The sequence below is a fragment of the Hymenobacter norwichensis DSM 15439 genome (genome assembly GCF_000420705.1).
In the GTDB taxonomy this organism is placed as follows: domain Bacteria; phylum Bacteroidota; class Bacteroidia; order Cytophagales; family Hymenobacteraceae; genus Hymenobacter; species Hymenobacter norwichensis.
Genome location: NZ_ATVL01000012.1, coordinates 37762 through 58786 on the forward strand (window position 1 = coordinate 37762; position 21025 = coordinate 58786).

At 57.2% G+C, this 21025-nt stretch carries 20 protein-coding genes; 6 read left to right on the forward strand and 14 right to left on the reverse strand.

The window, feature by feature from the left end:
- Positions 1 to 32: 32 nt before the first annotated feature.
- The 3 genes from G536_RS0122840 to G536_RS0122850 all read left to right on the forward strand — a co-directional run bounded on the left by G536_RS0122840 (position 33) and on the right by G536_RS0122850 (position 2517).
- The gene (locus G536_RS0122840) at positions 33 to 593 is read left to right on the forward strand and encodes an RNA 2'-phosphotransferase (RefSeq protein ID WP_022825930.1); all 561 of its coding nucleotides are present in this window, start codon (positions 33 to 35) and stop codon (positions 591 to 593) included.
- A gap of 44 nt (positions 594 to 637) precedes the next feature.
- Entirely contained in the window at positions 638 to 1360 is a 723-nt protein-coding gene (locus tag G536_RS0122845) for a DUF4349 domain-containing protein (RefSeq protein WP_022825931.1), read from the forward strand.
- A 233-nt stretch (positions 1361 to 1593) separates the two neighbouring features.
- Positions 1594 to 2517, forward strand: coding sequence for an NAD(P)/FAD-dependent oxidoreductase (locus G536_RS0122850; RefSeq protein WP_022825932.1), 924 nt, complete (start codon positions 1594 to 1596; stop codon positions 2515 to 2517).
- A 125-nt stretch (positions 2518 to 2642) separates the two neighbouring features.
- Here G536_RS0122850 and G536_RS0122855 read toward each other — a convergent pair whose 3' ends face one another.
- The 7 genes from G536_RS0122855 to G536_RS0122885 all read right to left on the reverse strand — a co-directional run bounded on the left by G536_RS0122855 (position 2643) and on the right by G536_RS0122885 (position 10558).
- Complete coding sequence (locus G536_RS0122855; protein ID WP_022825933.1) at positions 2643 to 5039, reverse strand: TonB-dependent receptor; 2397 nt, start codon at positions 5037 to 5039, stop codon at positions 2643 to 2645.
- A 300-nt stretch (positions 5040 to 5339) separates the two neighbouring features.
- The gene (locus G536_RS0122860) at positions 5340 to 5774 is read right to left on the reverse strand and encodes a hypothetical protein (RefSeq protein ID WP_157530877.1); all 435 of its coding nucleotides are present in this window, start codon (positions 5772 to 5774) and stop codon (positions 5340 to 5342) included.
- Between the two features lie 80 nt (positions 5775 to 5854).
- Complete coding sequence (locus G536_RS0122865) at positions 5855 to 6286, reverse strand: hypothetical protein (protein WP_157530879.1); 432 nt, start codon at positions 6284 to 6286, stop codon at positions 5855 to 5857.
- 60 nt (positions 6287 to 6346) lie between these two features.
- Positions 6347 to 6793 carry a hypothetical protein gene (locus G536_RS0122870; protein ID WP_022825936.1) on the reverse strand — a complete coding sequence of 149 codons (447 nt, stop codon included), beginning with the start codon at positions 6791 to 6793 and terminating at the stop codon, positions 6347 to 6349.
- On the reverse strand, positions 6790 to 7404 hold the full coding sequence (locus tag G536_RS0122875) for an RNA polymerase sigma factor (RefSeq protein WP_022825937.1): 615 nt from the start codon (positions 7402 to 7404) through the stop codon (positions 6790 to 6792). Before G536_RS0122875 ends, G536_RS0122870 begins: the two co-directional genes overlap by 4 nt.
- A 270-nt stretch (positions 7405 to 7674) precedes the next feature.
- Positions 7675 to 9288 carry a DEAD/DEAH box helicase gene (locus G536_RS0122880; RefSeq protein WP_084708840.1) on the reverse strand — a complete coding sequence of 538 codons (1614 nt, stop codon included), beginning with the start codon at positions 9286 to 9288 and terminating at the stop codon, positions 7675 to 7677.
- Positions 9289 to 9544: 256 nt separating this feature from the next.
- Positions 9545 to 10558 (reverse strand): Gfo/Idh/MocA family protein, encoded by a 1014-nt coding sequence (locus G536_RS0122885; RefSeq protein ID WP_022825939.1) that lies wholly within the window; start codon positions 10556 to 10558, stop codon positions 9545 to 9547.
- A 160-nt stretch (positions 10559 to 10718) separates the two neighbouring features.
- On the opposite strand from G536_RS0122885, the gene G536_RS0122890 reads away from it, so the two are divergent.
- From G536_RS0122890 to G536_RS0122905, 3 genes are all read left to right on the forward strand, one after another.
- Positions 10719 to 11450: a class I SAM-dependent methyltransferase gene (locus tag G536_RS0122890; protein WP_022825940.1), complete on the forward strand. Its 732-nt coding sequence runs from the start codon at positions 10719 to 10721 to the stop codon at positions 11448 to 11450.
- 246 nt (positions 11451 to 11696) lie between these two features.
- Entirely contained in the window at positions 11697 to 12827 is a 1131-nt protein-coding gene (locus G536_RS29455; RefSeq protein ID WP_022825942.1) for a CaiB/BaiF CoA transferase family protein, read from the forward strand.
- Between the two features lie 122 nt (positions 12828 to 12949).
- Complete coding sequence (locus G536_RS0122905; protein WP_022825943.1) at positions 12950 to 13768, forward strand: hypothetical protein; 819 nt, start codon at positions 12950 to 12952, stop codon at positions 13766 to 13768.
- A 142-nt stretch (positions 13769 to 13910) separates the two neighbouring features.
- Here the strand turns inward: G536_RS0122905 and trpS are convergent, their stop codons facing one another.
- From trpS to G536_RS29460, 7 genes are all read right to left on the reverse strand, one after another.
- The gene (gene trpS, locus G536_RS0122910; RefSeq protein ID WP_022825944.1) at positions 13911 to 14888 is read right to left on the reverse strand and encodes a tryptophan--tRNA ligase; all 978 of its coding nucleotides are present in this window, start codon (positions 14886 to 14888) and stop codon (positions 13911 to 13913) included.
- A 6-nt stretch (positions 14889 to 14894) separates the two neighbouring features.
- Positions 14895 to 15620, reverse strand: a complete 726-nt coding sequence (locus tag G536_RS0122915) for a hypothetical protein (RefSeq protein ID WP_022825945.1) — start codon at positions 15618 to 15620, stop codon at positions 14895 to 14897.
- Positions 15621 to 15638: 18 nt separating this feature from the next.
- Positions 15639 to 16382 (reverse strand): queuosine precursor transporter, encoded by a 744-nt coding sequence (locus G536_RS0122920; protein WP_022825946.1) that lies wholly within the window; start codon positions 16380 to 16382, stop codon positions 15639 to 15641.
- Positions 16383 to 16443: 61 nt separating this feature from the next.
- Entirely contained in the window at positions 16444 to 17355 is a 912-nt protein-coding gene (locus G536_RS0122925; protein WP_022825947.1) for a ribonuclease Z, read from the reverse strand.
- 173 nt (positions 17356 to 17528) lie between these two features.
- A complete protein-coding gene (locus G536_RS0122935) occupies positions 17529 to 17903 on the reverse strand; it encodes an STAS domain-containing protein (protein ID WP_022825949.1) in 375 nt (124 codons plus the stop codon).
- A 100-nt stretch (positions 17904 to 18003) separates the two neighbouring features.
- The gene (locus tag G536_RS0122940; RefSeq protein ID WP_022825950.1) at positions 18004 to 18831 is read right to left on the reverse strand and encodes a DUF4198 domain-containing protein; all 828 of its coding nucleotides are present in this window, start codon (positions 18829 to 18831) and stop codon (positions 18004 to 18006) included.
- Positions 18832 to 18951: 120 nt separating this feature from the next.
- Positions 18952 to 20790, reverse strand: a complete 1839-nt coding sequence (locus G536_RS29460) for a glycosyltransferase (RefSeq protein ID WP_022825951.1) — start codon at positions 20788 to 20790, stop codon at positions 18952 to 18954.
- Between the last annotated feature and the right edge of the window lie 235 nt (positions 20791 to 21025).

Consider the following 21025-nt stretch of genomic DNA (forward strand, 5'->3'; position numbering starts at 1 on the left):
TCATACCTATTTTAAAGTATAAATAAGCCGCTATGCTATCCGAAAAAGAAACCACCAAACTCAGTAAGCTCCTAAGTCTAGTACTGCGCCACGACCCAGCGCACTTAGGCCTGACGCTGGACGCTCAAGGCTGGGCCAACGTGCCGGAACTGCTTGCACAGGCGCAAGCACACAACGTGCCGCTGACGCTGGAAACTCTAGTGCACATCGTGGAAACCAGCCCCAAGCAACGTTTCCGCTTCAGCGACGACCAACAGAAAATCAGGGCCAGCCAAGGGCATTCGGTGGAAGTGGCGCTGGGCTATGAGCCTCTGACGCCGCCCGAATTGCTTTACCACGGCACGGCCGCGCAACACCAAGCCCAAATTGCGCAGGATGGCCTGAAGAAAATGAGCCGCCAGCAGGTGCACCTGAGCGCCGATGTGCCAACGGCCCGCACAGTGGGGAGCCGGCATGGGCGGCCGGTGGTGTTTGAAGTGGCTACCCGCCAGATGCAGCAAGACGGCTACCTTTTCTACCAGGCTGATAATGGCGTGTGGCTGACCGATGAAGTGCCCGCCCGCTACTTGCAGATACTACCCGACGCTCGGTAGGCGTTGTGGCTTGGCGCCGTGCTCCACTATTGCTGCTATTTCCAATGACTTGCAACGCCAAATTGCTGCCGCTGTTCTTGCTGTTGGGTTTGCTGGCCAGTTGCGCCGGAACCAAGACCACTGCACCTTATCAGACGGTACCAGCTAGTTCGCCGGTGGTAGCAGAAGCTGGTCAAGCGCAGTTGAAAGAAAATAGCACTGGCACCGCAGCCCCAGTTCCAGCCTCGCCCACTGTTGCCCGCCGCCTAGTGTACAATGCTACCGTGCAGCTACGGGTACCGCGCACCGATTCAGCGCAGGCGCAGGTGCAACGGCTGGTGGCGCGCGAACAGGGCTATCTGGTGCAAACCAGTGAGGAACGGATGCAGCTGCGCGTGCCAGCCGAGCGCTTGACGCTGGTACTGGCTGCGTTGCCTAGGGTGGGCAAAGTGGAAAGCCAAACCTTAAGCGGGCAAGACGTAACCGACGAGTACACCGACTACCAAATTCGGCTGGAAAATGCCCAAAAGGCCCGCCAACGCTACTTAGAGCTGCTGGCCCGTGCCGCCAACGTAACCGAAGCCGTGGCCGTGGAAAAAGAGCTACAACGCCTCAACACCGAAACGGATAAGCTGACCGGACATCTCCAGCGCCTTCAGCACCTCACCAACTACGCTACCCTGAGCGTAACGCTGCGTCCCAAAGTGCAGTTGGGGCCGCTGGGTTATGTGTCGGTGGGTCTGTATAAGGCGGTGCGCTGGCTGTTTGTATGGGGCAAGGCCAACTAGAGAGTGCGCACTGCCTCCTAATAAATATGGTCATTTCGAACTTGCCGAGAAATCTTGCGTGCTGACGTTGCAACAGTAGCCCAGCGTCAGCACACTAGATTGATTGACTGCGCTCGGAGTGGCGGTCCTGTTGATGGCTTGTTGTAAGTCATTCGCTGGTCACACGGCCTAGGCTGATTTCGATTTTATAATTTACATTTGCATCATTGTTGCATTTGTAAATCTAAAAAGCCGTGGAAGAAATCGATGTACTAATAGTAGGAGGGAGCAATGCTGGCTTGAGCGCTGCCATGATGCTGGGTCGTGCGTTGCGGCGGGTGCTTATCCTCGACCACAACCAGCCTTGTAACCGTCAAACTCCCCACTCGCACAACTTCCTCACCCGCGACGGCGAGACCCCAGCTACCATCAGCGCCATTGCCCGCGAGCAGGTGTTGCGCTACCCATCCGTGGCGCTGCAATCCGATAAAGTGGTAGCAGCGCAGGCTGTGGAAGGCGGCTTTCAGGTGACAACAGAGCGGGGTGAAGTGCTGCACGGGCGCAAGCTGCTGCTGGCAACCGGCGTAAAAGATGAAATGCCGGCCATTCCAGGTTTTGCTGCGTGCTGGGGTATCTCGGTGCTGCATTGCCCGTACTGCCACGGCTACGAGGTGCACGGCCAGAAACTGGGGTTGCTGGCCAGCGGTACCATGGCCGAGGAACTCGCCAATTTGATTCACTACTGGAGCCAGGATTTGGTGTTGTTTACCAACGGTCCTGCCGGCCTCACCACCGAGCAATTAGCTGCCCTTGAAGCCCGTAACATTCAATTGGTAGAAACCCCTATAGCTGAGCTAGAACACCAAAACGGCCGACTTGAAGCCGTGCGCACCACCGATGGTGCGTCCCATGTGCTGTCGGCCATCTTTGCGCGGGTGCCGTTTCAGCAGCACACCGACATAGCCGCGCAGCTAGGCTGCACTCACACCGAAACCGGGCTTATTCAGGCTACTACTTTCGGCGAAACCAACGTGCCCGGCTTGTTCGTGGCCGGCGACAACAGCACCCCAATGCGGCAGGTTTCAGTGGCGGTTGCTAACGGTAGCATGGCCGCGGCCTTTATCAACCGCGAATTGATGAAGGAAGGCGTGTACAGTAGAATGCCTGTCGGAAATTAAGCTTGGTGCATGAGCCAGACGCAATACTTCCCGGCGTAGTTTCTGTGCCGGGAAGCATTGCGTGGTAAAGCCGCTTGGTACCATCTGAATGGAATGTCTGCTCTCGGCAAACATTTGCCCAGCAATTAGCCGCCGAACCCACCAGCGTCACCTTTTGGCTGGTTTTCGATGTTGCTGGCGGGCTTGTTAGTACCCAGAAACCAGGTGAAACCGAGGTAGCCCACACGCGTTTCGTACTTGGTTTGGAAATTGGCGGTAAGTTCTTCGGCCTTCAGCTGGGTATACTGGCGGCGCGTGTTGAAGATGTCACTGACGCGTACGGTGAGGGCGGCTCGGTCGTGGAAGAGGCGCTGGCGCAAAGCCACATCTATGCTGTGCACGGCCAATATGCGGCCCTGTGGCACCACCAGCGGAGCGCGGTAGTTGCCGCTGAGCTGCACGGCCAGTGTTTTGGTCGGGCTAAAGGTGTTGAGCAAGTATGCCGTGCCAGTGAAGTTGGCGCGGGTACCATCGCCGGTGTAGCTGGCCACTTGATTGCGGTAGAACGAGCCGTTGACAATGACTTTCCACCACGTTGCCACAGATTGCGTCAGGGAGAGTTCCAACCCATAGCTGGCGGTGCGCCCGAAGTTGGCGTAGCTGGTACGCGTGATAAAATCGGGCTGGCCGCTGCGGCGGGTTGCCACCGTATCAACGGTGCGCAGGCTTTGGATGGCCTGATTGGCGAAGCGCCCGAAGAGCGTGGTGTTAAGCGTAGTGGACTTCCAGTTCACTTGGTGCCCCAGTTCCGCTACGTGCATGTACTCAGGGCGCAGGTCGGGGTTGCCCACTGCGTAATTGCGCGCATCAGAATAGATGGGCAAGGCAATTATTTGCATGAAATAGGGCCGGTTCAGGCGGCGCGAATAGCTGAGCTGAAGGCGCTGGTCCTGGGGCAGGGTGCGCGCTACCGTGGCGGAAGGAAACAGATTGAAAATGCGCTGGCTAGCCGAGCCAGTGGGTTGTACCTGCGCTTGCAAGCCAGTAAACTCGGCCCGTAAACCCGCCTGATAGTCCCACAGACCCGCTTTCTGCTGGTATGTGCCGTAGGCTTGCGGAAGTACCTGCTGGTAGTGGTAGCGGTACGAGCCGGCCTCTTGCGGCACAAAATCCCCGCCGGCTACGGGCTGCAGTGCATAATCGGCCGTGCCGGGGGTCACCATCATATCCGTCTTCAGGCCTACGCCCCAACGGCGCTTGTCGCCTAGCGGGTGCACGTAATCCAGCTGCGCGGAGGGCATATGAATGGTTACGTCGAGGAACTGCCGGCGTGCTTGCCGCGCGTAGTCGGTTGGTCCGTCGAGCACGCGCTGTTCGGTGGTTACGGTGCCACCATCCAGCGTGTACGTGGCGCTGGCCGTTAGCTCACGGCCGGGGTGGGCCGCCCACGTGTGGTGGTAGTTGCTGGACACGCGGACGGTATAGAGGTCGTCGGTTTCCAAGTTTTGGTTTTGCAGCGTGATGGTCGGATCAATACCGCGCGTGAGGAGAGTGGTGAAGTTGCTGGTCTGTTGCAAGTCGTTTTTGTAGAACTCGGCGGTTAGGGTCAGGCTTTGCTGGGGGCGTAAGGCGTAATCCACGCCCAAACGGAGGGCTTTGTTGACTTGGTGACGAGCCGTGCGGCCGTCCTGGTCGGTGCTGGTAGTACGGCCCTCGGCAGTGGCTACCTGCTGCAAAGCCGAGCTGCCGCGAAACTCGTTGTTCAGCCCATTTACGTTGCCGTAGAAGTTGAACTTACCTGCTTTGCGGTTGAGGCTAAGCGAGGCACTGTACTTGTCGCGGGTGCCCACCGTGACTAGCGCATCCCCGTTCCAACCCGTTTGGCTTTGCTTTTTCTGTACCAAATTGATGATGCCGCCCGCACCCTGGGCCGAGTACCGGGCGCCGGGGTTGGTGATAACCTCAATGGTTTCTAGGCGGCTAGCGGGCAACTGGTCGAGGCGCAGGCTGCTGGGCGCCGGCTTACCGTCGAGGTAAAGCGTCACGCCCGCATTGCCCCGTAAGCTAACTTGCCCGTTCTCGTCTATAGCCACAGAAGGTACTTTTTGCAACACATCAGCTGCCGTGCCGCCCACGCTGTTCAGGTCTTTGCTCACATTGATGATCTTCTTGTCTAGGTCGTCCACCAAAGCCACTTTTTCGCCCTGTACTACCACGCTGCCTAGTTGTACCACCGTTGGGGTTGCCAGCCACTGCCCTAGCCGAATCACCGGGGTAGTAGCATCCAGCGCAATGAACCGGCTGGCGGGTCGATAGCCCAACGCCTCGGCCCGGAGTATATAACAGCCTAGGGGTACTTTCGTCAGCGTGAAGGCACCGTTTTCAGTGGTTCGGGTGTTAGCTACCACGGTCGAGTCGGGCAGCCGGCACAGCACCACATTGGCGAAGGGCAAGGCTTGGCGGGTGTTCTGGTCGAGCAGCGTGCCAGATACTTCGCCTAGGCTTTGGGCCGACAGCGTTCCGGGCAGTAGGCCAACTGCCAATACCCCAAGCCAGCAAAACTGTCGCGGTACCAGTCGTGCAACTGATCTGCATTCGAATACTTGGTGTCGAAACCAAAGTGTCTTTTCTTTAAAATTTTTCCTAAGTGTCTGTATGACAGAATTGTTTGCAATGCATATTACCTTGCTATGCATAGTACATAGGCACGAGAAGACCAACTGATTCATGAGGATTTATAGTAGGGAGCTAGAAATGTGGGTGTCTTTCGCTGGCGCTTTTTGCAGTGCCGTTACCGCTCGACTGTGTTGAATGGCCGGCCTAGACGGGTGAAACAGCAGGCGCTATAAGCCGGCCATGCCAGGTGTTTGCTGAAAGCTGCCGATGGCAACCGCCGTTGGCAAGGCGTGCGAGGTAAGCTTACTGACGCGAATAGCCGAAGCCTGAGCCCGCGTACGCACCCGCACAATACAGCGGTGGGAGTCGTCTGCTGATTGCAGCAACATCAGATAACGGCCGCTGGGAACCTTGCTGAAATCAAACCGATGACCATAAGCGGGGGCGCGGTAGGTTTCTGTGAAGAGCGTTTGCCCGGTGCTTAGCCGTACTACCTGTACGCGGCCTGCCTGCGCAGCAGAGTGGGCAACGTGCAAGCGTAAGCTGGCGGGCGCCATCTGGGTAAGTCTTACCGCACCAACGTTTTGCGCGGGCCCCGGTACAGCGCGGGTGCTCAGAGCCATTACCAATACGGCACGGCTACACAGTGTCAAAGATTTCATCTGAGAGGAAAAATAAGTGAAGTAAGCACCTAACGGCCGGCAGTAGGTAAGGCGAGGTAGGTGCAATGGCAAGCGCGGAGCTATTTGGTTTGGCGGCGTAGGATGAGATAGTAGGCCAGGAAACCCAAGGCGGTGCTGAAAAGCAGGATGATTACAGAATGCAGGCCCAAGGGCAGATACTGAGTGCACACCCAGAGTCCTATGGCACTGCTCAAAAGCAGCGCTATCCACTTCACCACCATATTCTGCTCGTCCTGGGGGCCGGGCAACAGGCGCTCAACAAGGCTTGCCGAGATACCCGCCGCAATAATTTGCCGTTTTAGCAGGTAGTTCAACACCGTTTTAATGGCCGCTATGATAAAATAGCCGAGTAGGAAGAGTGCCAATGCAGGCAGCAAGACATGTCGTGCCAGATCCAGCGCATTAGTATCAAGTTCTAGCGAGGGAGAGCCCTGAGCCGAAGCGCCCCAGGTGGTCAGGCAGAAAAGTAGGAGTAGCAGAAAACTCTTCATAAGTCAGGCAGTGGGGCTACACCGGATTAGACCGGCCAGCCTTATTCAGGTTGCAGAAAATCACGAAAAATCCAGCAAGCGCATTTGCCGGCGGTGTTGGGCCACTAATTCCAGGCACTGCGCGGCCACCAATACGCCCGCTACTACACCCAGCCCGGCGCCCAGTACGGTGAACAAACCCTGAAAAGCCTGCGCCAGCAGGCCGCCAAACAAGACCAGAAACGCGACGACCACACCCAGCACCAGCGCCGTTACCCAGCCAACTACCCATGGAAAAGCAGGCTTGGTGGTGGGCAACTGCGCCAAGACAGCGGCCGTGAGGTCGAATGCAAAGGCTGGTGGTGGTAGCTGGGCCGTTACCGTAAACAGCTGCTGATAAGTAGCCACCCGGCCTTGGCACAAGCCGCAGCTGTGCAGATGGTCTGCTTGCTCAACTGGTAGTAGCCGAGAAGATTCGGCGGCTTCTTGCAGGGCACGTTCGGAAAGATGGAAGCTGGTGCTGGTCATAAGTCGTTGCGTTGGTAGCGGGCCAGAAGGTGCTGTTTGAGTTGTTTGCGCGCCCGGAACAGGTAGTTTTTCACGGTGCCATCGGGCAGGGAAGTTATCTGCGTGATTTCCTCGTAGCTCAATTCCTGCTGGTGGTATAAAGAAATTAACGTGCGGTAGAGAGGAGGCAACTGCTCGATGGCCGTGCTCAGAATACCGGCTAATTCCTGGTCGAACAGTACCGTTTCAGGGTCTGACTCCTGGCTGGCTACTAGTGGAGGCGGGCCCCGGCGTCCTTCTTCTGCTGCGGCATCGGGCGCGGGTTCCGCAGGGTCTAGCAGCACGAGTTGCTTCTTTTCTAGATAGTGCAGACAAGTGTTGTAGGTGATTTGGCCGACCCAGGTGGAGAGTTTGGCTTGGAACTTAAACCCAGCCAAATTCTTAAACACCTTCAGATACACCTCCTGCGCAATGTCAGGGCGGTCGGCGGGGTGCCGAATCATCTTGAACACCATCTGCGTGACCAGCCCTTCCGTGCGCTGCACGATTTCACCGAAAGCCGCAGTGTTTCCCCCTAGCACCCGCGCCACAAGTTGCTGGTCAGTGCTAGGGGAGGTGGGCAAGTTGCTCATCTTCAAATGAGACCGGTCAGCTGAAAAGATGTTGCACAGAAAATTCCACTGGCGCTAACCCCTTTGCCTTTTCAAGCCTAAGTATGTAAAGTGGCACCGTTGGCAGAGGTAGGCAGTAGTGGTAAAGGTAAATTGGTCGTTTATAAGCTATTCGCACGGGTTTCTCAGGAATGGAAGACTTTACAAAGTGATTTGAACCGACAATTACGATGTAAAAAGAAAGGGCGGCTCCCATAGGAGTCGCCCTTCTTAATGTTGAAACTTGATTGACTATTCCGCCGATGGTGCGGCGGCTTGGCCTTCCGCAGCCGGAGCGGCACCTTCTGGGCGAGGGCCGCGGCCTCCGCGGTTACGGCCGCCCCGCTTACGGCGGCGCTGGCCTTCCTCACCTTCGGCGCGGGGCTCTCTAGGTTGGTCTGTGCTGTCTTTCCGCTCGCCTTCAGGGCGGGGAGCACGCGGCTCACGTGGCGGACGGGCTTCGCGGGTTTCGCCTTCGGGGCGCGGGGCACGGGGGGGGCGCTCATACGGTACGGCAGGCGCCCCGCCAGCATCGAGGGCGGCCAAGGCGGCTTGCGCTTTGGCTATGCGCTCCTGGTGCTTGGGGTCTTTCGGGTCGGGGGCGCCAGCGCGGGCGGGGCGGTTACCGTCGCGGCCGCCACTACTGCCATTGCGAGGGCCACGGTCACCACCTTCGGGGCGCGGGCCCCGGTCGCGGCTAACGCCGCCGGAGCGGCCGCCTCGTTCGGGGCGCCCACCGATTTTGCCGTGCAGGCCGGAGAAACGCTTGGGGTCAAACTCAGGAGCCGGGCCCAGGCCGAGGCCTTCGGTGATGTTCTGCTTTTCCACTTCTCGCTCAATCAGCTTCTCAATCTTCACCACCCGATCCTGATCTTGGTCGGCAATGAAGGTGATGGCCGTGCCTTTGGTGGCGGCGCGGGCCGTACGGCCAATGCGGTGAACGTAGTCTTCAGCGGCGCGCGGAATATCGTAGTTCACTACGTGGCTCAACGAGTCGATATCAATGCCGCGGCTGAGCACGTCGGTAGCCACCAGAATCGGGAACTTCTTGTTTTTGAAGTCACGCATGATTTGCTCACGCTCCTCCTGCGTCCGGTCCGACGAAATGCCTTGCGCCTCGTGCCCCAGCTTGCTGATGGCGCGCACGATGCCGGCTACGGCCGCTTTCTGGCTGGTGAAAAGCACCATGCTCTGCACATCCTGCGTTTTGATGATGTGCTCGAGCAGGTAGATTTTCTGGCGGTCGAAAGCCATGTAGAACTGCTGGTCGATGCCGGCAGCGGGCTTGGATACGGCCAGGCGGATTTCCTCGGGCTCGTTGAGAATCTGCTTGGAGAAGTCCCGGATTTTGCTGGGCATGGTAGCCGAGAACAGCAGCGTCTGGCGCTGCTTGGGCAGCTGGCGCACGATGTTCAGGATGTCGTCGGAGAAGCCCATGTCCATCATTTTGTCGGCCTCATCGAGCACCAGATACTTAAGGGTGTCGAACTTCACGTAGCCCATTTGCAGGTGCGCAATCAGGCGGCCGGGGGTGGCAATAATGATGTCGGCGCCACTGGTGAGGGCGCGTTTCTGCTGCTCCCAGTTCTCGGATTTGCCGCCGCCGTAGATGGCAATGCTGCTGGCTTCCACGAAGTAGCCGAAACCGGTTACTTGTTCGTCAATCTGGGTGGCCAGCTCGCGGGTAGGCACCAGAATGAGCGTGGACGTGGTGCCGTGCTTGTCGTGCGAAATCTTGTCGAGGAGCGGCAGCAGGTAGGCGGCGGTTTTGCCGGTGCCGGTTTGGGCGCAGGCAATCAGGTCTTTGCCTTCGATAATTTTGGGAATGGCCTGCTCCTGAATGGGCGTGGCATTCTGGTAATTCATGGCGTCCACGCCGGCCAGTAGGTCGTCGTGGAGGTTGAACTCGTGAAAAGTCAAGGGGTAGCGAGTTAAGATGAATAAATGGCTGACCTTGCTTTTCCGGTCAGCTGAACGGCTGAGTGATTGTTAGGGATTGATGGCTGCTTGTTGATTGATGCCAGTAGGTAGGCTCTTACTTACCAATCAACAACAAATAGTCAACAATCATCCACTACCAGTCAACCCAAAGATAAGAGAAACAACGGCGGCAGCGCTCAGCTTACGACGCCAGGATTTCCAGCTGCGTGTGAAGGTCTTCTTCGCGGATTGGGTAGGGCTGCCCGTGGCGGATGGACTGGTGCACGGCCTCAAATAAACCCATGTAGTTGCCGCGCAGCGTTTCAATAGGCTGCGCAGTTTTCTCGCCGGTTTCGCTCACCAGCGTCAGGGTGCCAACGGCATCGGCGGGTTCCACGCCGTACGTGGCATCGAGGGGCGTGAGGCCTTGGTCGAGCTGGGCTTCCTGCACGTCGGTGCGTGCTTTGCGCAGGCTGCCGCGGGTGCCGTGCACCACGAAAGCAGGGCCGGGGTCGGCTACCAGCAGGCTGCTGGTCAGGTACACGTTCAGGCCGCTGGGGTAGGAGAGGTGCAACTGGAAGTAGTCGGTGACGCGGGAGTTGGGGCGGAAGCTGCCCATCGTTTTGCGAAACTCGGCGGGCGGGCCAAATAGGCTAATAGCCTGGTCGAGCAGGTGCGGGCCTAGGTCGAAGTGCAGGCCGCTGCCGGGCGTGGTGGGTTCCTCCTTGAATACCTTGGTGTGGATGGCTGTTTTGTACCGGTCGTAGCGGAAATGGGCCTCAATCAACTCACCGAGCTGGCCGCTTTCCACCACTTGCCGCACGGCCATAAAGTCACTGTCCCAGCGCCGGTTCTGGTAGCCGAACACCTGCCGGTTCATCTCGCGGCTTAGCGCAAACAAAGCGTCAATGTCGGCGGCCGAAGTGCCCACGGGCTTCTCTATCAGCACGTGCTTGCCCGCCCGTAGCGCCTCGCAGGCCAACTCGAAGTGCGTACCGTTGGGGGTATTGACTACCACCAGCTCAATGGTGGGGTCGCGCAGCAAATCCGCTACGCTGTCGTAGCTGATGGTGTGCGGATACGTTTGTTGCATCTGCTTGCGGCTGCGTTCCACTACGGCGCGGAGGGTGAAAGCCGGGTGGGCCTCCAGAAACGGCGCGTGAAATATGCGCCCCGACATGCCGTAAGCGAGTAAGCCAGTTTGGATAGGAGTCATGGGGAGTGAGGGCTGGTTGGTGATGATTGACTGCTGAATACTAACCGCTGTCAATCAATCTGGTCTTTGAGATGGTCCAATATCGGTAGTCTCTCGTTTGTAGTAGCTGCTGCCGGCACTTGCTTCCAACAAGCAGCCACTATCAAGTAGCCCCCGCCTCATGCTCGACCGTTTTTCCGCCCAAGCCGCCCAATACGCCCGTTACCGCATCGACTACCCAACGGAGCTGTACGAATTTCTGCTAACCCACACGCCGCAGCGGCAACGAGCCTGGGACTGTGCCACCGGCAACGGGCAAGTGGCCGTGGCGCTGGCCAAGCATTTCCAGCACGTTGATGCCACCGATATCAGTGAAGCTCAACTGGCCCAGGCTCCGCAACGGCCCAACATCACTTACCAAGTTTCGCCGGCCGAGCACACGCCTTTTCCGGCCGCTTCCGTGGACCTGATAACCGTAGGGCAAGCCGTACATTGGTTTGAAGCTGACGCTTTTAACCAAGAAGTGCGCCGCGTTTCCCGGCCCGGTGCTACGGTGGCCGAGTGGGGCTACGGCTTGGTGCAAGTGCACGAAACCCTCGACCCCCTCATCCGGCAGTTCTACGCCGAAACCATGCGGCCCTACTGGGATGAAAACCGCTGGCATATTGATGACGAGTACGCCCGGATTTCGTTTCCGTTTGGGGCGGTGCAGTACGCCCGGTTCGAGGTGCGGCGGCAGTGGTCGGCGGAGTGGTTTCTGAACTACCTGCGCACGTGGTCGAGCGTGGTGAAGTACGAAAAGCAGCACGGCCAAGACCCGGTGCTGCTAGTTGCCGACGAGCTAACGCAGCTTTGGGGCGCCCAGGAGCGGGAGGTAACGTTTCCAGTGTTTGTGCGGTTGGGCACGTTGTGACATATTGCCAACAATCAGGTGTCAATTCGCTTGGGATGAGAACGTATTGTGGAATAGAAGTACCACTAGGGTGGAAAGCAGGGGTGAATGAGGTTTCCAATGGGGTGTATCAGGTGGAGCTTCGGGATGAATATGGTCGCTTGGCGGGTTGTACGGGCACTGATTTTAAAGAAGTATTGGAAACGTGCATCCGGTATGCCCTGGAAATTTATGAGCACGTGAAAACCGAAAAGGAAACCAACAGCAATGCAAAAAGCCAGCGGTAGTTTACCCTTCCACGGCCTGTTCGTGCTGGAGTTGGCCTCGGTGCTGGCGGGGCCGCAGGTAGGGCAGTTCTTTGCCGAGCTAGGGGCAGAGGTGCTGAAAGTGGAAGCCCCAGCCGGCGACGTCACCCGTTCCTGGCGCACTTCGGCTGAAGCGCCCGATACCACCGTTTCGGCGTATTTCAGCTGCGCCAATTGGGGCAAGCAGTCTGTAGTATTGGACCTGACCACCGCCTCGGGCCGCGCCGAAGTGCACCGTCTCGCCACCCGTGCCGACATTGTGCTAACCAGCTACAAGCCCGGCGACGCCGAAAAGCTGGGTGTGGATTACGCTACCCTATCGGCCCTCAACCCGCGGCTGCTCTACGGTCACCTCACCGGCTACGGCCCCGCTGCCCCCCGCGCCGGCTACGATGCCGTGCTGCAAGCTGAGGCCGGTTTCATGCATCTCAATGCCACGAACTCAACCGCAGAACCACAGAAAATGCCAGTAGCGCTAATCGACTTGCTGGCCGCGCATCAACTCAAAGAAGGCTTGCTAACCGCTCTGTACCGGCGCGAGAAAACCGGGCTGGGAGCTTTGGTGCAGGTGTCGTTGCTGGATAGTGCCCTGGCTTCGTTGGCCAACCAAGCGGCTACGTTTCTGGTTACCGGCCACGACCCGCAGCCGCTGGGCTCCGGCCACCCCAGCATTGTGCCGTACGGCACCGTGTACCAGGCCGCCGATGGCGTGCAGCTGCTCCTAGCTGTGGGCGCCGACCGACAGTTTCAGCAGCTGTGCGCTGTATTGGTCCGGCCGGAGTGGGCAGCAGAAGCGCGCTTTGCTACCAATACCGCTCGTGTGACTAACCGTACCGAATTGGAGCAGCTGTTGCGCACCAGAATAGCTGAAGTTAGTGGCGTTATGCTGTTGCAAGAGTTAGAGCTGCGCGCTGTACCTGCCGGGGCCGTGCGCACGGTAGGGGAGGCTTTCCGTCACGAATCGGCGCAGGAAATGTTGCTGCCTGCTACCACCGAGTTTCCGCATGCCGGCTTGCGGACGGTAGCTTTCCGCAGCAACCAATGGCCAACAGTCGAGCAACTTTCCGCGCCACCTGCGCTGGAAAGGCCGTAGCTATGCGTATGCAACGGCAACTGTTGAGTTGCTACTTTGCGTAAGTAAAAGCACTTTCCCAAGCTGAATTGCTTGTATTCACTGTGTGCCAGCTAGCGCCTGGTGCGTCAACCTTCTTCTGCATGGCTAAAAAGAAAACTGCTCCCACTCCCGTCACCACTCAAACCGACGACGGTACGCCTGGGGCCCCGCAACCCACGGGTACTTCTGGCTCGACCAACACTGATAATGCTGCGCCCAATGCTGCCGGTGCGCCCGCCGATGCCCCTGCCGACCGCCTCGACCAGATTTTCGATGGCCTCAAGCAGAAGTCCTCGGCCAAACAGGCCATCTACCGCAACACCATGTCCACGTTCGACTTGTTGCGCAAGGTGACGCAGGAGCTAGTAGTGGAGCTGAGCCGCAAAATCACGCCCGTTGATTCCACGGTTATCATCGAATACCGGCCCGTCAACGACATGGAGTTTCACATCCGGTTTTCCGGCGACCTATTGGTGTTCGTTATGCACTCCAACATCGTCACCTTCCCCGACGACTATGGCCCGATGCCCACCAAATACGTGGAGGATGATTTCCGGCGGCGGTTTTTCGGGCATATTATGGCCTACAACTTCATGGCCGATAGCATCAAGTATCAGCGCTTCAACGACCCTGGCTACCTAGTAGGCCGCCTGCTCATCAACATCGACAACCATTACTTCCTAGAAGGCGTGCAGCAGTTGGAGCTACCCGACAACGACATGTCGGACAACAAGGTGACGGCTGATGGCATGAAGCTGTTCGTAGAAAGCGCCATGATTGCCGCCGTCAACAACGACCTCATTGCCCCACCGCTCGACGATATCCAGAAAATATCGGTGAAGCAGAAGCTGGAAAACCAGCAAGTCAGCCGCCCCAGCAAAGTAGGCTTCAGCTTCTCTCACGAGCAGGTTGTCCACTGATTAATAACCCAAAACAACAAGAACGTCATGCAGAGGCGCCGTCGAAGCATCTCGCCTGCTGATGCTAGGTTAGTAATCCTAGTTCAACACGCGAGATGCTTCGGCGGCGCCTCTGCATGACGTTTGGAGTTATAGTAAGAGACTACCTTCTCAAATACCCGACCTTCTCGCGCACTTTGTTTAGTACCTCCGTGCCGTATGCTTGGGCTCTGCGGGCACCTTCGGCGAGGCGGGCGTCCACTTCGGGTAGGTTGTTCATATAGAAGGTAAACTGCTCCCGCTCAGTGGCGAAACGCTGCTTGATTAGCTCGAACAAAGCCTGCTTGGCGTGGCCATAGCCGTAGCCGCCAGCTAAGTATCGGGTGCGCATGTCGGCGGTTTCGGCGGGCGTGGCCAGCAACGAGTACAGCTTGAAGGTGGTGTCAGTATCGGGGTTCTTTGGCTCCTCCAGCGGCGTGCTGTCTGATACGATCAGCTTGATGTTTTTGAGCAGCGCTTTGTCGTCCAGAAAGATGTCGATTATGTTGCCGTAGCTCTTGCTCATCTTCTGCCCATCGAGACCCGGAATGGTCTGGATTTGCTCGTCCACCTTCACTTGGGGCAGCACGAAGGTTTCGCCGTAGCGATTGTTGAAGGTGCTGGCAATGTCGCGGGTGATTTCCAGATGCTGAATCTGGTCTTTACCCACCGGCACGAAATCAGCATCATAGAGCAGAATATCGGCTGCCATCAGCACCGGATACGTGAATAGCCCGGCATTCACGTCCGACAGCTTGTCGGATTTATCCTTGAACGAGTGGGCATTGGCCAGCATCGGATACGGCGCAAAGCACGAGAGGTACCAGGCCAACTCCGTCACCTGCGGCACATCGGATTGCCGGTAGAACAGGTTCTTCTCGGTATCGAAGCCGCAAGCCAGCCACGCGGCCGCCACAGCGTAGGTGTTCTGGCGTAGCACTTCGGCGTCGCGCACGGTGGTCAGAGAGTGCAAATCGGCAATAAAAAGCAGCGACTGGTTGGTGCTGCTTTTCGATAGCTCAATGGCAGGTAAGATGGCGCCGAGCAGGTTGCCCAAATGGGGACGGCCAGTGCTTTGAATGCCGGTCAGGATGCGGGACATGAAAAGTTAGTTCTTGGTTTTAAGTTTAGCGCCAGCATTATAAGCTCGCACTACGGCTGGAAGCGTAACCTGCGTGATTTTGCCGGTTTCAATGCGCCTCTGCAATTCAGTATCTTCAGAGAAAAAGGCCGTGGTAGCTCCTACGGATGGCATGATAAGTTTTTCTTGTTCTGAAGTAAATAATCCGGGCCGGGGGCCGGGAGTATAAGGAACAAGAGGCTGTCCAGTTCCAGCTCGCAGAAGTAGTATGTAGGTGCGCTGGTACTGTCTGCCTCCGCCTACAAACGTCATGGGGGAGCCGGCTGCCATAGAGGCTGCAGCTAGAGCAACCGGAATGATATAGTCTCCTGGATTACCACCTACGTAGCCCTCATATTCATACCGAAATAGCTGCACCCGGCCAGTGGTATCAACTACTTCTACAAAATCGTTGTCTATTGGAATACCGCCTTTGTCATCTGGGGCAACAAAATTGCCTCCTACGGTATACGACCGACGGCCAATGGTGCAATGCTTCACCTGGCTAGGCTCGAACTCCTGATCTGCCTGCTTCATGGTGTGGTAGACTAGAATAGTCGGTGACTGCGCAGTAGCTAGGCGCAGTTGAAACATACCATTCAGCTGCCGCCCGTCTTGCAACAGGCAGCTGCCTTTTATATACTGTGCAAAAGCGCTTTTCTGGCTAAGTAAGCCAATGGTTGCTGTTATAAATAAAGTATAAACCAGACGCATAAAATAGGGGAGGGTTAGTTATACACTCACATCAGCACTAGCTTCTTGTTGTAGCTCTGTGGTTATTTCCTCGCCTAAGTATCGGTCGATAAGGAAATGAGCTAGGTAGAGAACTGGCGTCAGCAGAATAGCAGCAGCGAATTTATACCAGTAATTGGTGTTAGCTACGCTTAGCACTTGGTCCATTGTCCAGTTGCCGAACAGGTAGAACGCTACGTACAGCACTACAAACGAATCGACGAGTTGTGACACCAGCGTGGAGCCGGTGGCGCGCAGCCACACGTAGCGGCCCTTAGTGGCGCGCCGGAGCGCCTGAAACACCGTGGCATCCAGCACCTGCCCAATACCAAACGCCGTAATGGAACCAGCAATAATGCCCAGCCCCTGCCGGAAGATGCTTTGGTAGGCGAAGTCGATATTAAAGGGCCGGCCCTGCGCATCAGTCTTGTTGACGTCCAGCCAAAAGGCCGCCGGCGGCAGCTTGGTGGTAGCGTAAATTACCAGGAAGGCAAACAGAATCAGAACCACCGTGAGGTAGCTGATGCGCAACACGCCGGCTCTGCCAAAGTATTCGTTGATGATGTCGGTAGTCACAAACACCACCGGCCATATCAGCACCCCGGCCGTCAGGTTGCCAGGCAGTCCCATCAAGGCATCCACCGAGAATATCTTGACGCCAATAATTTCCGCGAGCAGCGCATTCACGATAAAAATGCCGCTGAGTACTAGGTAAAGCTGCTGTTTCTTATGAGACATGCTCATCAATTAAATGAGTATAAGCGTCACAGAGCGCGGCGCAGCCCGACGGTTAGAAAAGGTTGTTTCACACGCTCACCGTCAGGCCTTCCACCGCCAAATCGGTCCACTCGAACATGGTTTGGGCTTCGGTAAGCAGGGGCTGTAAGTCGCGGTAGCGGCTGGAGAAATGGCCGATGAGCAGGCGCTGCACCTGGGCACGGCGGGCAAGCAGCCCCGCCTGGCGGGCCGTGGAATGATGCGTGGTAGCGGCACGGTCGCGCATTTCCTCCAGGAAAGTGGCTTCGTGGTACAGCAAGTCTACGCCGCGCACCAAGTCGGCGAGGCTTTCAGTGTAGAGTGTGTCGGAGCAGTAAGCGTAGCTGCGTGGCGGGCGGGGCTCGGTGGTCACGTCGAGGTTGCGGACCAGTATGTTGCCTTGTTCGTCGAGTACGTCTTCGCCGAGAGTAAGGCCAGTAAGCTGGGCAGGCGTGAGGTTGGCGGGCAGCTTTTCCTTTACCAGCGGCCGGCGCCGGGGTTGCTCCCGAAACAGGTAACCGCAGCACGGAATCCGGTGGCGCATGGGCAGCGTGTGCACCGTTACGTGCCGATCTTCATACACCTGCACGTGCTGCGTGGTATCAACGGCCGTGAAGTTCAGCTCGAAGCACAGCTGCGTAAACGAATGCCGAAATTGCATAGTCAGCACCTCATCGAGGCCAGCTGGCCCGAAAATATTCAGCGGCTCGGTACGGCCGTTGAGGTGCATGGTGCCCAGCAACCCAAACAGCCCGAAATAATGGTCGCCGTGCAGGTGGGAGATGAAAATAGTACCGATGCGCTGGTGCCGCAGCTTGTGTTCCATGAGGCGGCGCTGGGTGCCTTCCCCGCAGTCAATCAGGTACTGCGCGTTGCCCACAGTCAGGACTTGCGCCGTGTGGTGCCGGTCGAGAAATGGCGTGGCCGACGCGCTACCCAGAATTTTCAGCTCGAACTCCAAACTACAAGCTATTAGCTGACAGCTGCTGGCTGCTGGCCTTTTGTTGATGATATAAAAAAGGGCACCGAAGCCAGCATGCCCTCAAACAACGCAAAAAGAAAAAGCTGCTGGCTGGTAGCTGTCAGCATGAAGACTAACAGCTAACAGCCAACAGCTAACAGCTACTACGAAAGCTATTCTTTGCTGGTCAGGTCCCGCTCGATGGCGTGCAGGAAAATCCGGTCAATGCCTTCTTCCACGGTGGGCAGAATGTGCAACACCGACTCCAGTTTGCTGATGGTGATAAGCTTCATTACGTGGTCCTGCAAACCGGTCAGTACCAACAAACCACCCGTAGAGTTGCACAAGCGGTTGGCAATCAGGATAGAGCTAAGCCCCGACGAATCGGTGTATTTTACGTTGGTCAGGTCCAGAATCAGATTATTGATTCCTTCGGCATTCAGCTTTACAAATTCCGATTTCAGATCGGGCGCTACGGTGGTATCGAGCTTCTTCTCGTCAATCGTGATTATGGTGTAGGTTTCCTTTTTATCAATCGAGTACTTCATGCCGTCGGTGGTTCGGGGTTTAGGGAGTTGCGAAGGTAACAAAAAAATGTTCGTTGGCCCTGTGTTTGGGTCCCAACATCAGTGACTTTAGAAGGCCGCTTCAACGGCTGGAATTGCCCTTGAAACCGAACGTAAGAGTGCTCCAGGTGCTTTGCCAATCTGCATCGGGCAGGCGGGCGGGCACCATGCGCACAGTACTGAGCATGTACTGCCCGGCGGTATTTAAACGAAACAGCACACGGCCGTTTTGGTTGCTGTAAAGCTTGGTAATTTTTACAGGTTGATTAGGACTACGCTGCCACACCTGTACGAGTTGCCCGGCTTTGGGCTGCCCATCAGCCAGCACCCGCACCGTAAGGGAGTTGCCGGGGCGTAGCGCATACGGATTTTGCTCGGGTACCAGGTCTAGAGGTAAGCCCACGGGCCGGCTCCAAGCGCGAGACGTGTCGGCGGAGGTGTAAGGGCCTACCTGCACCAGCGTTTTGGCGCAGCGGCTGTACGCTTCGCGGCCTGGCTTACCGAGGGCCTGGCTTTGCTGGCGTTGCAGCAGAATGTAATCGAGGCCTTCTTCCTTGAGGTAGGTGTTGAATTTCTCGGCCTCTAGTGTGATAGTCGCATTGTTGGTGGCCAACGCTACCATGTGAGTGCCCGGCTGGCTGAACGTTACAGTTGGGTGCAGTGTGTCGGCGGCGGTAGCGGTGGCGCGCAGGTCGTGAGCACCCGTCGGGGCATAGTGCACAAAACGGGTAATACGGTTGCTTTTACCGGCCCACCGCTCACCCGTGAAGTTTTCACCCACGAAAAGCCGAAGGTTAACCGTGGTGCCGGGCGTAACAAAGAACTGCGGTGGCAACAGCCAGAATTCGTGCGCCGTTACGGTAAAAGCAACGGCCGTAAGCAGCAAAGCAGGAAGGTACTTCTTGGGCAAAACGAGCAGTGGTAATAAATTCAGAAACGCAACGCTTTGAGTTGCTTTATAAACGAAACCACTATCAAGCGGAGGCGCAACACGGCACGTCTCCACTTGATAGTGGCTGTGGAAGGATGATTACTGCCGCTCTAGAGCCAGCGTGTAAGCCCGGTCGTAGTAGATGCGAAGGTTTTTCCAGTCGAAGATTTCGGCGTTGCTTTCCACGTTGTTGCGCTGCATGATTCGCTCGCGGCGCGTGAGTAGCACGAAGTTCCACATCATTTCGGTCAGCTCCTCGGCCGATTCGTCGAAGCTCTTTTCCTGGCGCTGCACCACGTAAATGCCTTTGTCTTCGTGGGCGTCTACGTTTTGCATCACGTAGTCGCCGAAGCCGGAAAGGTCGCTGGTGATAGCCGGTACGCCGCGGGCCACGCACTCCAGTGGGGTGTAGCCCCAGGGCTCGTAGTAGCTTGGGAACACACCCAGGTGGCAGCCCCGCACAAACTGCCCGTACTCCATGCCAAACAAGGGCGAAGTTGGCGACACGAAATCAGGATGGTAGACGATTTTCACCCGGTCGTGCTGGTGGTTGATGAGGCCGGCTTTGCGCACAAAGTTCAGGATGTCATCTTTCTGGTCGTCGACTAGGTTGTGGGTGATGACGGAGGGCAGGCTGTTGGTTTTCCAGCTTTGCAGCGTACGGCGGTAGCGCAGCTTCCAGTAATCGTCTACCATGGCACTGAGGTCGGGCAGGCGGTGGTCGGTGGAGGCAGCAGCGGCGTAGAAGAGCTTCTCACCCACTTGCCGCTCAATGGCCTCGCAGGTTTCCTGCACCTCATCCAGAATAGCGCGGTTTTGCAGAATCAGCGGGTTGATGCTGGTGAATGGGCGCTTGGTGATGAAGAACATGACCACGTTGCCTTCCAGTCCGCTTTGCTGCAAGCGGTAGTTGAGCCGAGCCAAGGCTTCTAGGGTCAGGTCGAAGCCTTTGTTGTGGTACTCGTAACGGCCGCTCGTGAATAGGTACAGCGTCTTGTCCAGGTCAAAGGAGTAGCTCTGGAAGAAGTGCGCCATCACAAACTCGTGGATCTTGCTCTTGTATTGCTGGTGCAGGTTCTGGAACTCATGCAGCGCTACAAACCGCTCGATGTTGAGGCCGTTGGGCAGTACGGCATCCGGAATCCGGTCCAGCAGGTAAATGCACTCCCGCACGGTCAACTCGCTCACGGTGGTAAACACGTGGGCTCCGTGGGCCGCGGCCCGCTCAATCGTTACGGCCGGCTCGATGTTGAAGTGCTTGGCCTCGGGCAGCCAGTCCACTTGCATGAGGTGATCGTAGAAATTGGGGTCGTTCATGGCCAGGTAGCGGCCCAGTAGCGTGGCGTGAGTGGTGAACACCAGATGCACCGGCGTTTGCTCGCGGCGCAAAGCCGGAATGGCCACGCCGGTCATCCACTCATGGAAATGCGCCACTACCTGCTGCTCGGCGTCTTTCTCCTCGGCCAGCACTTGCAGGAATATCTTGCTCAAATACCCAAACGCCTCCACCTGGTGCAGCAAATCGTCGTTGTCGGGCGACGGAATGCGGTGGTGGTCCCAGAGGTCGTACTTGATTTGGCCCAGCATTGGGTAGGCCTGGTAGGGGTTGAGCAGTACGGTGCGCGGGCGGCCCGTTACCAGCCACACGCCTAAGCAAACATCGTAGCCGAGTTGACGCATGCGGCGCACGGCGCGGGCAAACGGGTCGGAGAGGGTGCTGAGCTGATAGTCGTCGTAGGCTTCAAACTCGCCTTGGGCCTGCTTTGGAAAGTAGGGGCCGAGCAGGCAGTACCGGTCGTCCCAGCCTTGCATGGTGGCTGGTACTTTGCTGCGGATAACCGTGTAAATACCGCCCACCTGGTTGCAAACTTCCCAGGCTACTTCAACGAGTAGCGCATTGGGAGCAACAGGAGCGGGAGCAGAGGAAGGAACTTGCATACAGTGGATGCTTGGTGGGAGAGCGGCAAGATAGGTTTCTGGCGGCGTTTACCTAGCCTGCTTATAGCATGTACCCGATATAAAAAGCAGGGTTTCGTGGGCGCGCAAGAAAATAGCGATATGATTAGCAGCCAAAACCCAACGGATTTAGCCCGCCGAAGGCGCAGAAGGAGCGCAGAAGTGGCAGAACGATCTGCCACTTCTGCGCTCCTTCTGCGCCTTCGGCGGGAATCGT

Coding starts and splice junctions, on each gene's coding strand:
- G536_RS0122875 (WP_022825937.1), bottom strand. CDS start 7,404: ATGAGCAACTTGCCCACCTCCCCTAGCACTGACCAGCAACTTGTGGCG.
- G536_RS0122865 (WP_157530879.1), bottom strand. CDS start 6,286: ATGAAGAGTTTTCTGCTACTCCTACTTTTCTGCCTGACCACCTGGGGC.
- G536_RS29460 (WP_022825951.1), bottom strand. CDS start 20,790: ATGCAAGTTCCTTCCTCTGCTCCCGCTCCTGTTGCTCCCAATGCGCTA.
- G536_RS0122905 (WP_022825943.1), top strand. CDS start 12,950: ATGGCTAAAAAGAAAACTGCTCCCACTCCCGTCACCACTCAAACCGAC.
- G536_RS0122915 (WP_022825945.1), bottom strand. CDS start 15,620: ATGCGTCTGGTTTATACTTTATTTATAACAGCAACCATTGGCTTACTT.
- G536_RS0122935 (WP_022825949.1), bottom strand. CDS start 17,903: ATGAAGTACTCGATTGATAAAAAGGAAACCTACACCATAATCACGATT.
- G536_RS0122870 (WP_022825936.1), bottom strand. CDS start 6,793: ATGACCAGCACCAGCTTCCATCTTTCCGAACGTGCCCTGCAAGAAGCC.
- trpS (WP_022825944.1), bottom strand. CDS start 14,888: ATGTCCCGCATCCTGACCGGCATTCAAAGCACTGGCCGTCCCCATTTG.
- G536_RS0122845 (WP_022825931.1), top strand. CDS start 638: ATGACTTGCAACGCCAAATTGCTGCCGCTGTTCTTGCTGTTGGGTTTG.
- G536_RS0122920 (WP_022825946.1), bottom strand. CDS start 16,382: ATGAGCATGTCTCATAAGAAACAGCAGCTTTACCTAGTACTCAGCGGC.
- G536_RS0122860 (WP_157530877.1), bottom strand. CDS start 5,774: ATGAAATCTTTGACACTGTGTAGCCGTGCCGTATTGGTAATGGCTCTG.
- G536_RS0122885 (WP_022825939.1), bottom strand. CDS start 10,558: ATGACTCCTATCCAAACTGGCTTACTCGCTTACGGCATGTCGGGGCGC.
- G536_RS0122890 (WP_022825940.1), top strand. CDS start 10,719: ATGCTCGACCGTTTTTCCGCCCAAGCCGCCCAATACGCCCGTTACCGC.
- G536_RS0122880 (WP_084708840.1), bottom strand. CDS start 9,288: ATGAATTACCAGAATGCCACGCCCATTCAGGAGCAGGCCATTCCCAAA.
- G536_RS0122840 (WP_022825930.1), top strand. CDS start 33: ATGCTATCCGAAAAAGAAACCACCAAACTCAGTAAGCTCCTAAGTCTA.
- G536_RS29455 (WP_022825942.1), top strand. CDS start 11,697: ATGCAAAAAGCCAGCGGTAGTTTACCCTTCCACGGCCTGTTCGTGCTG.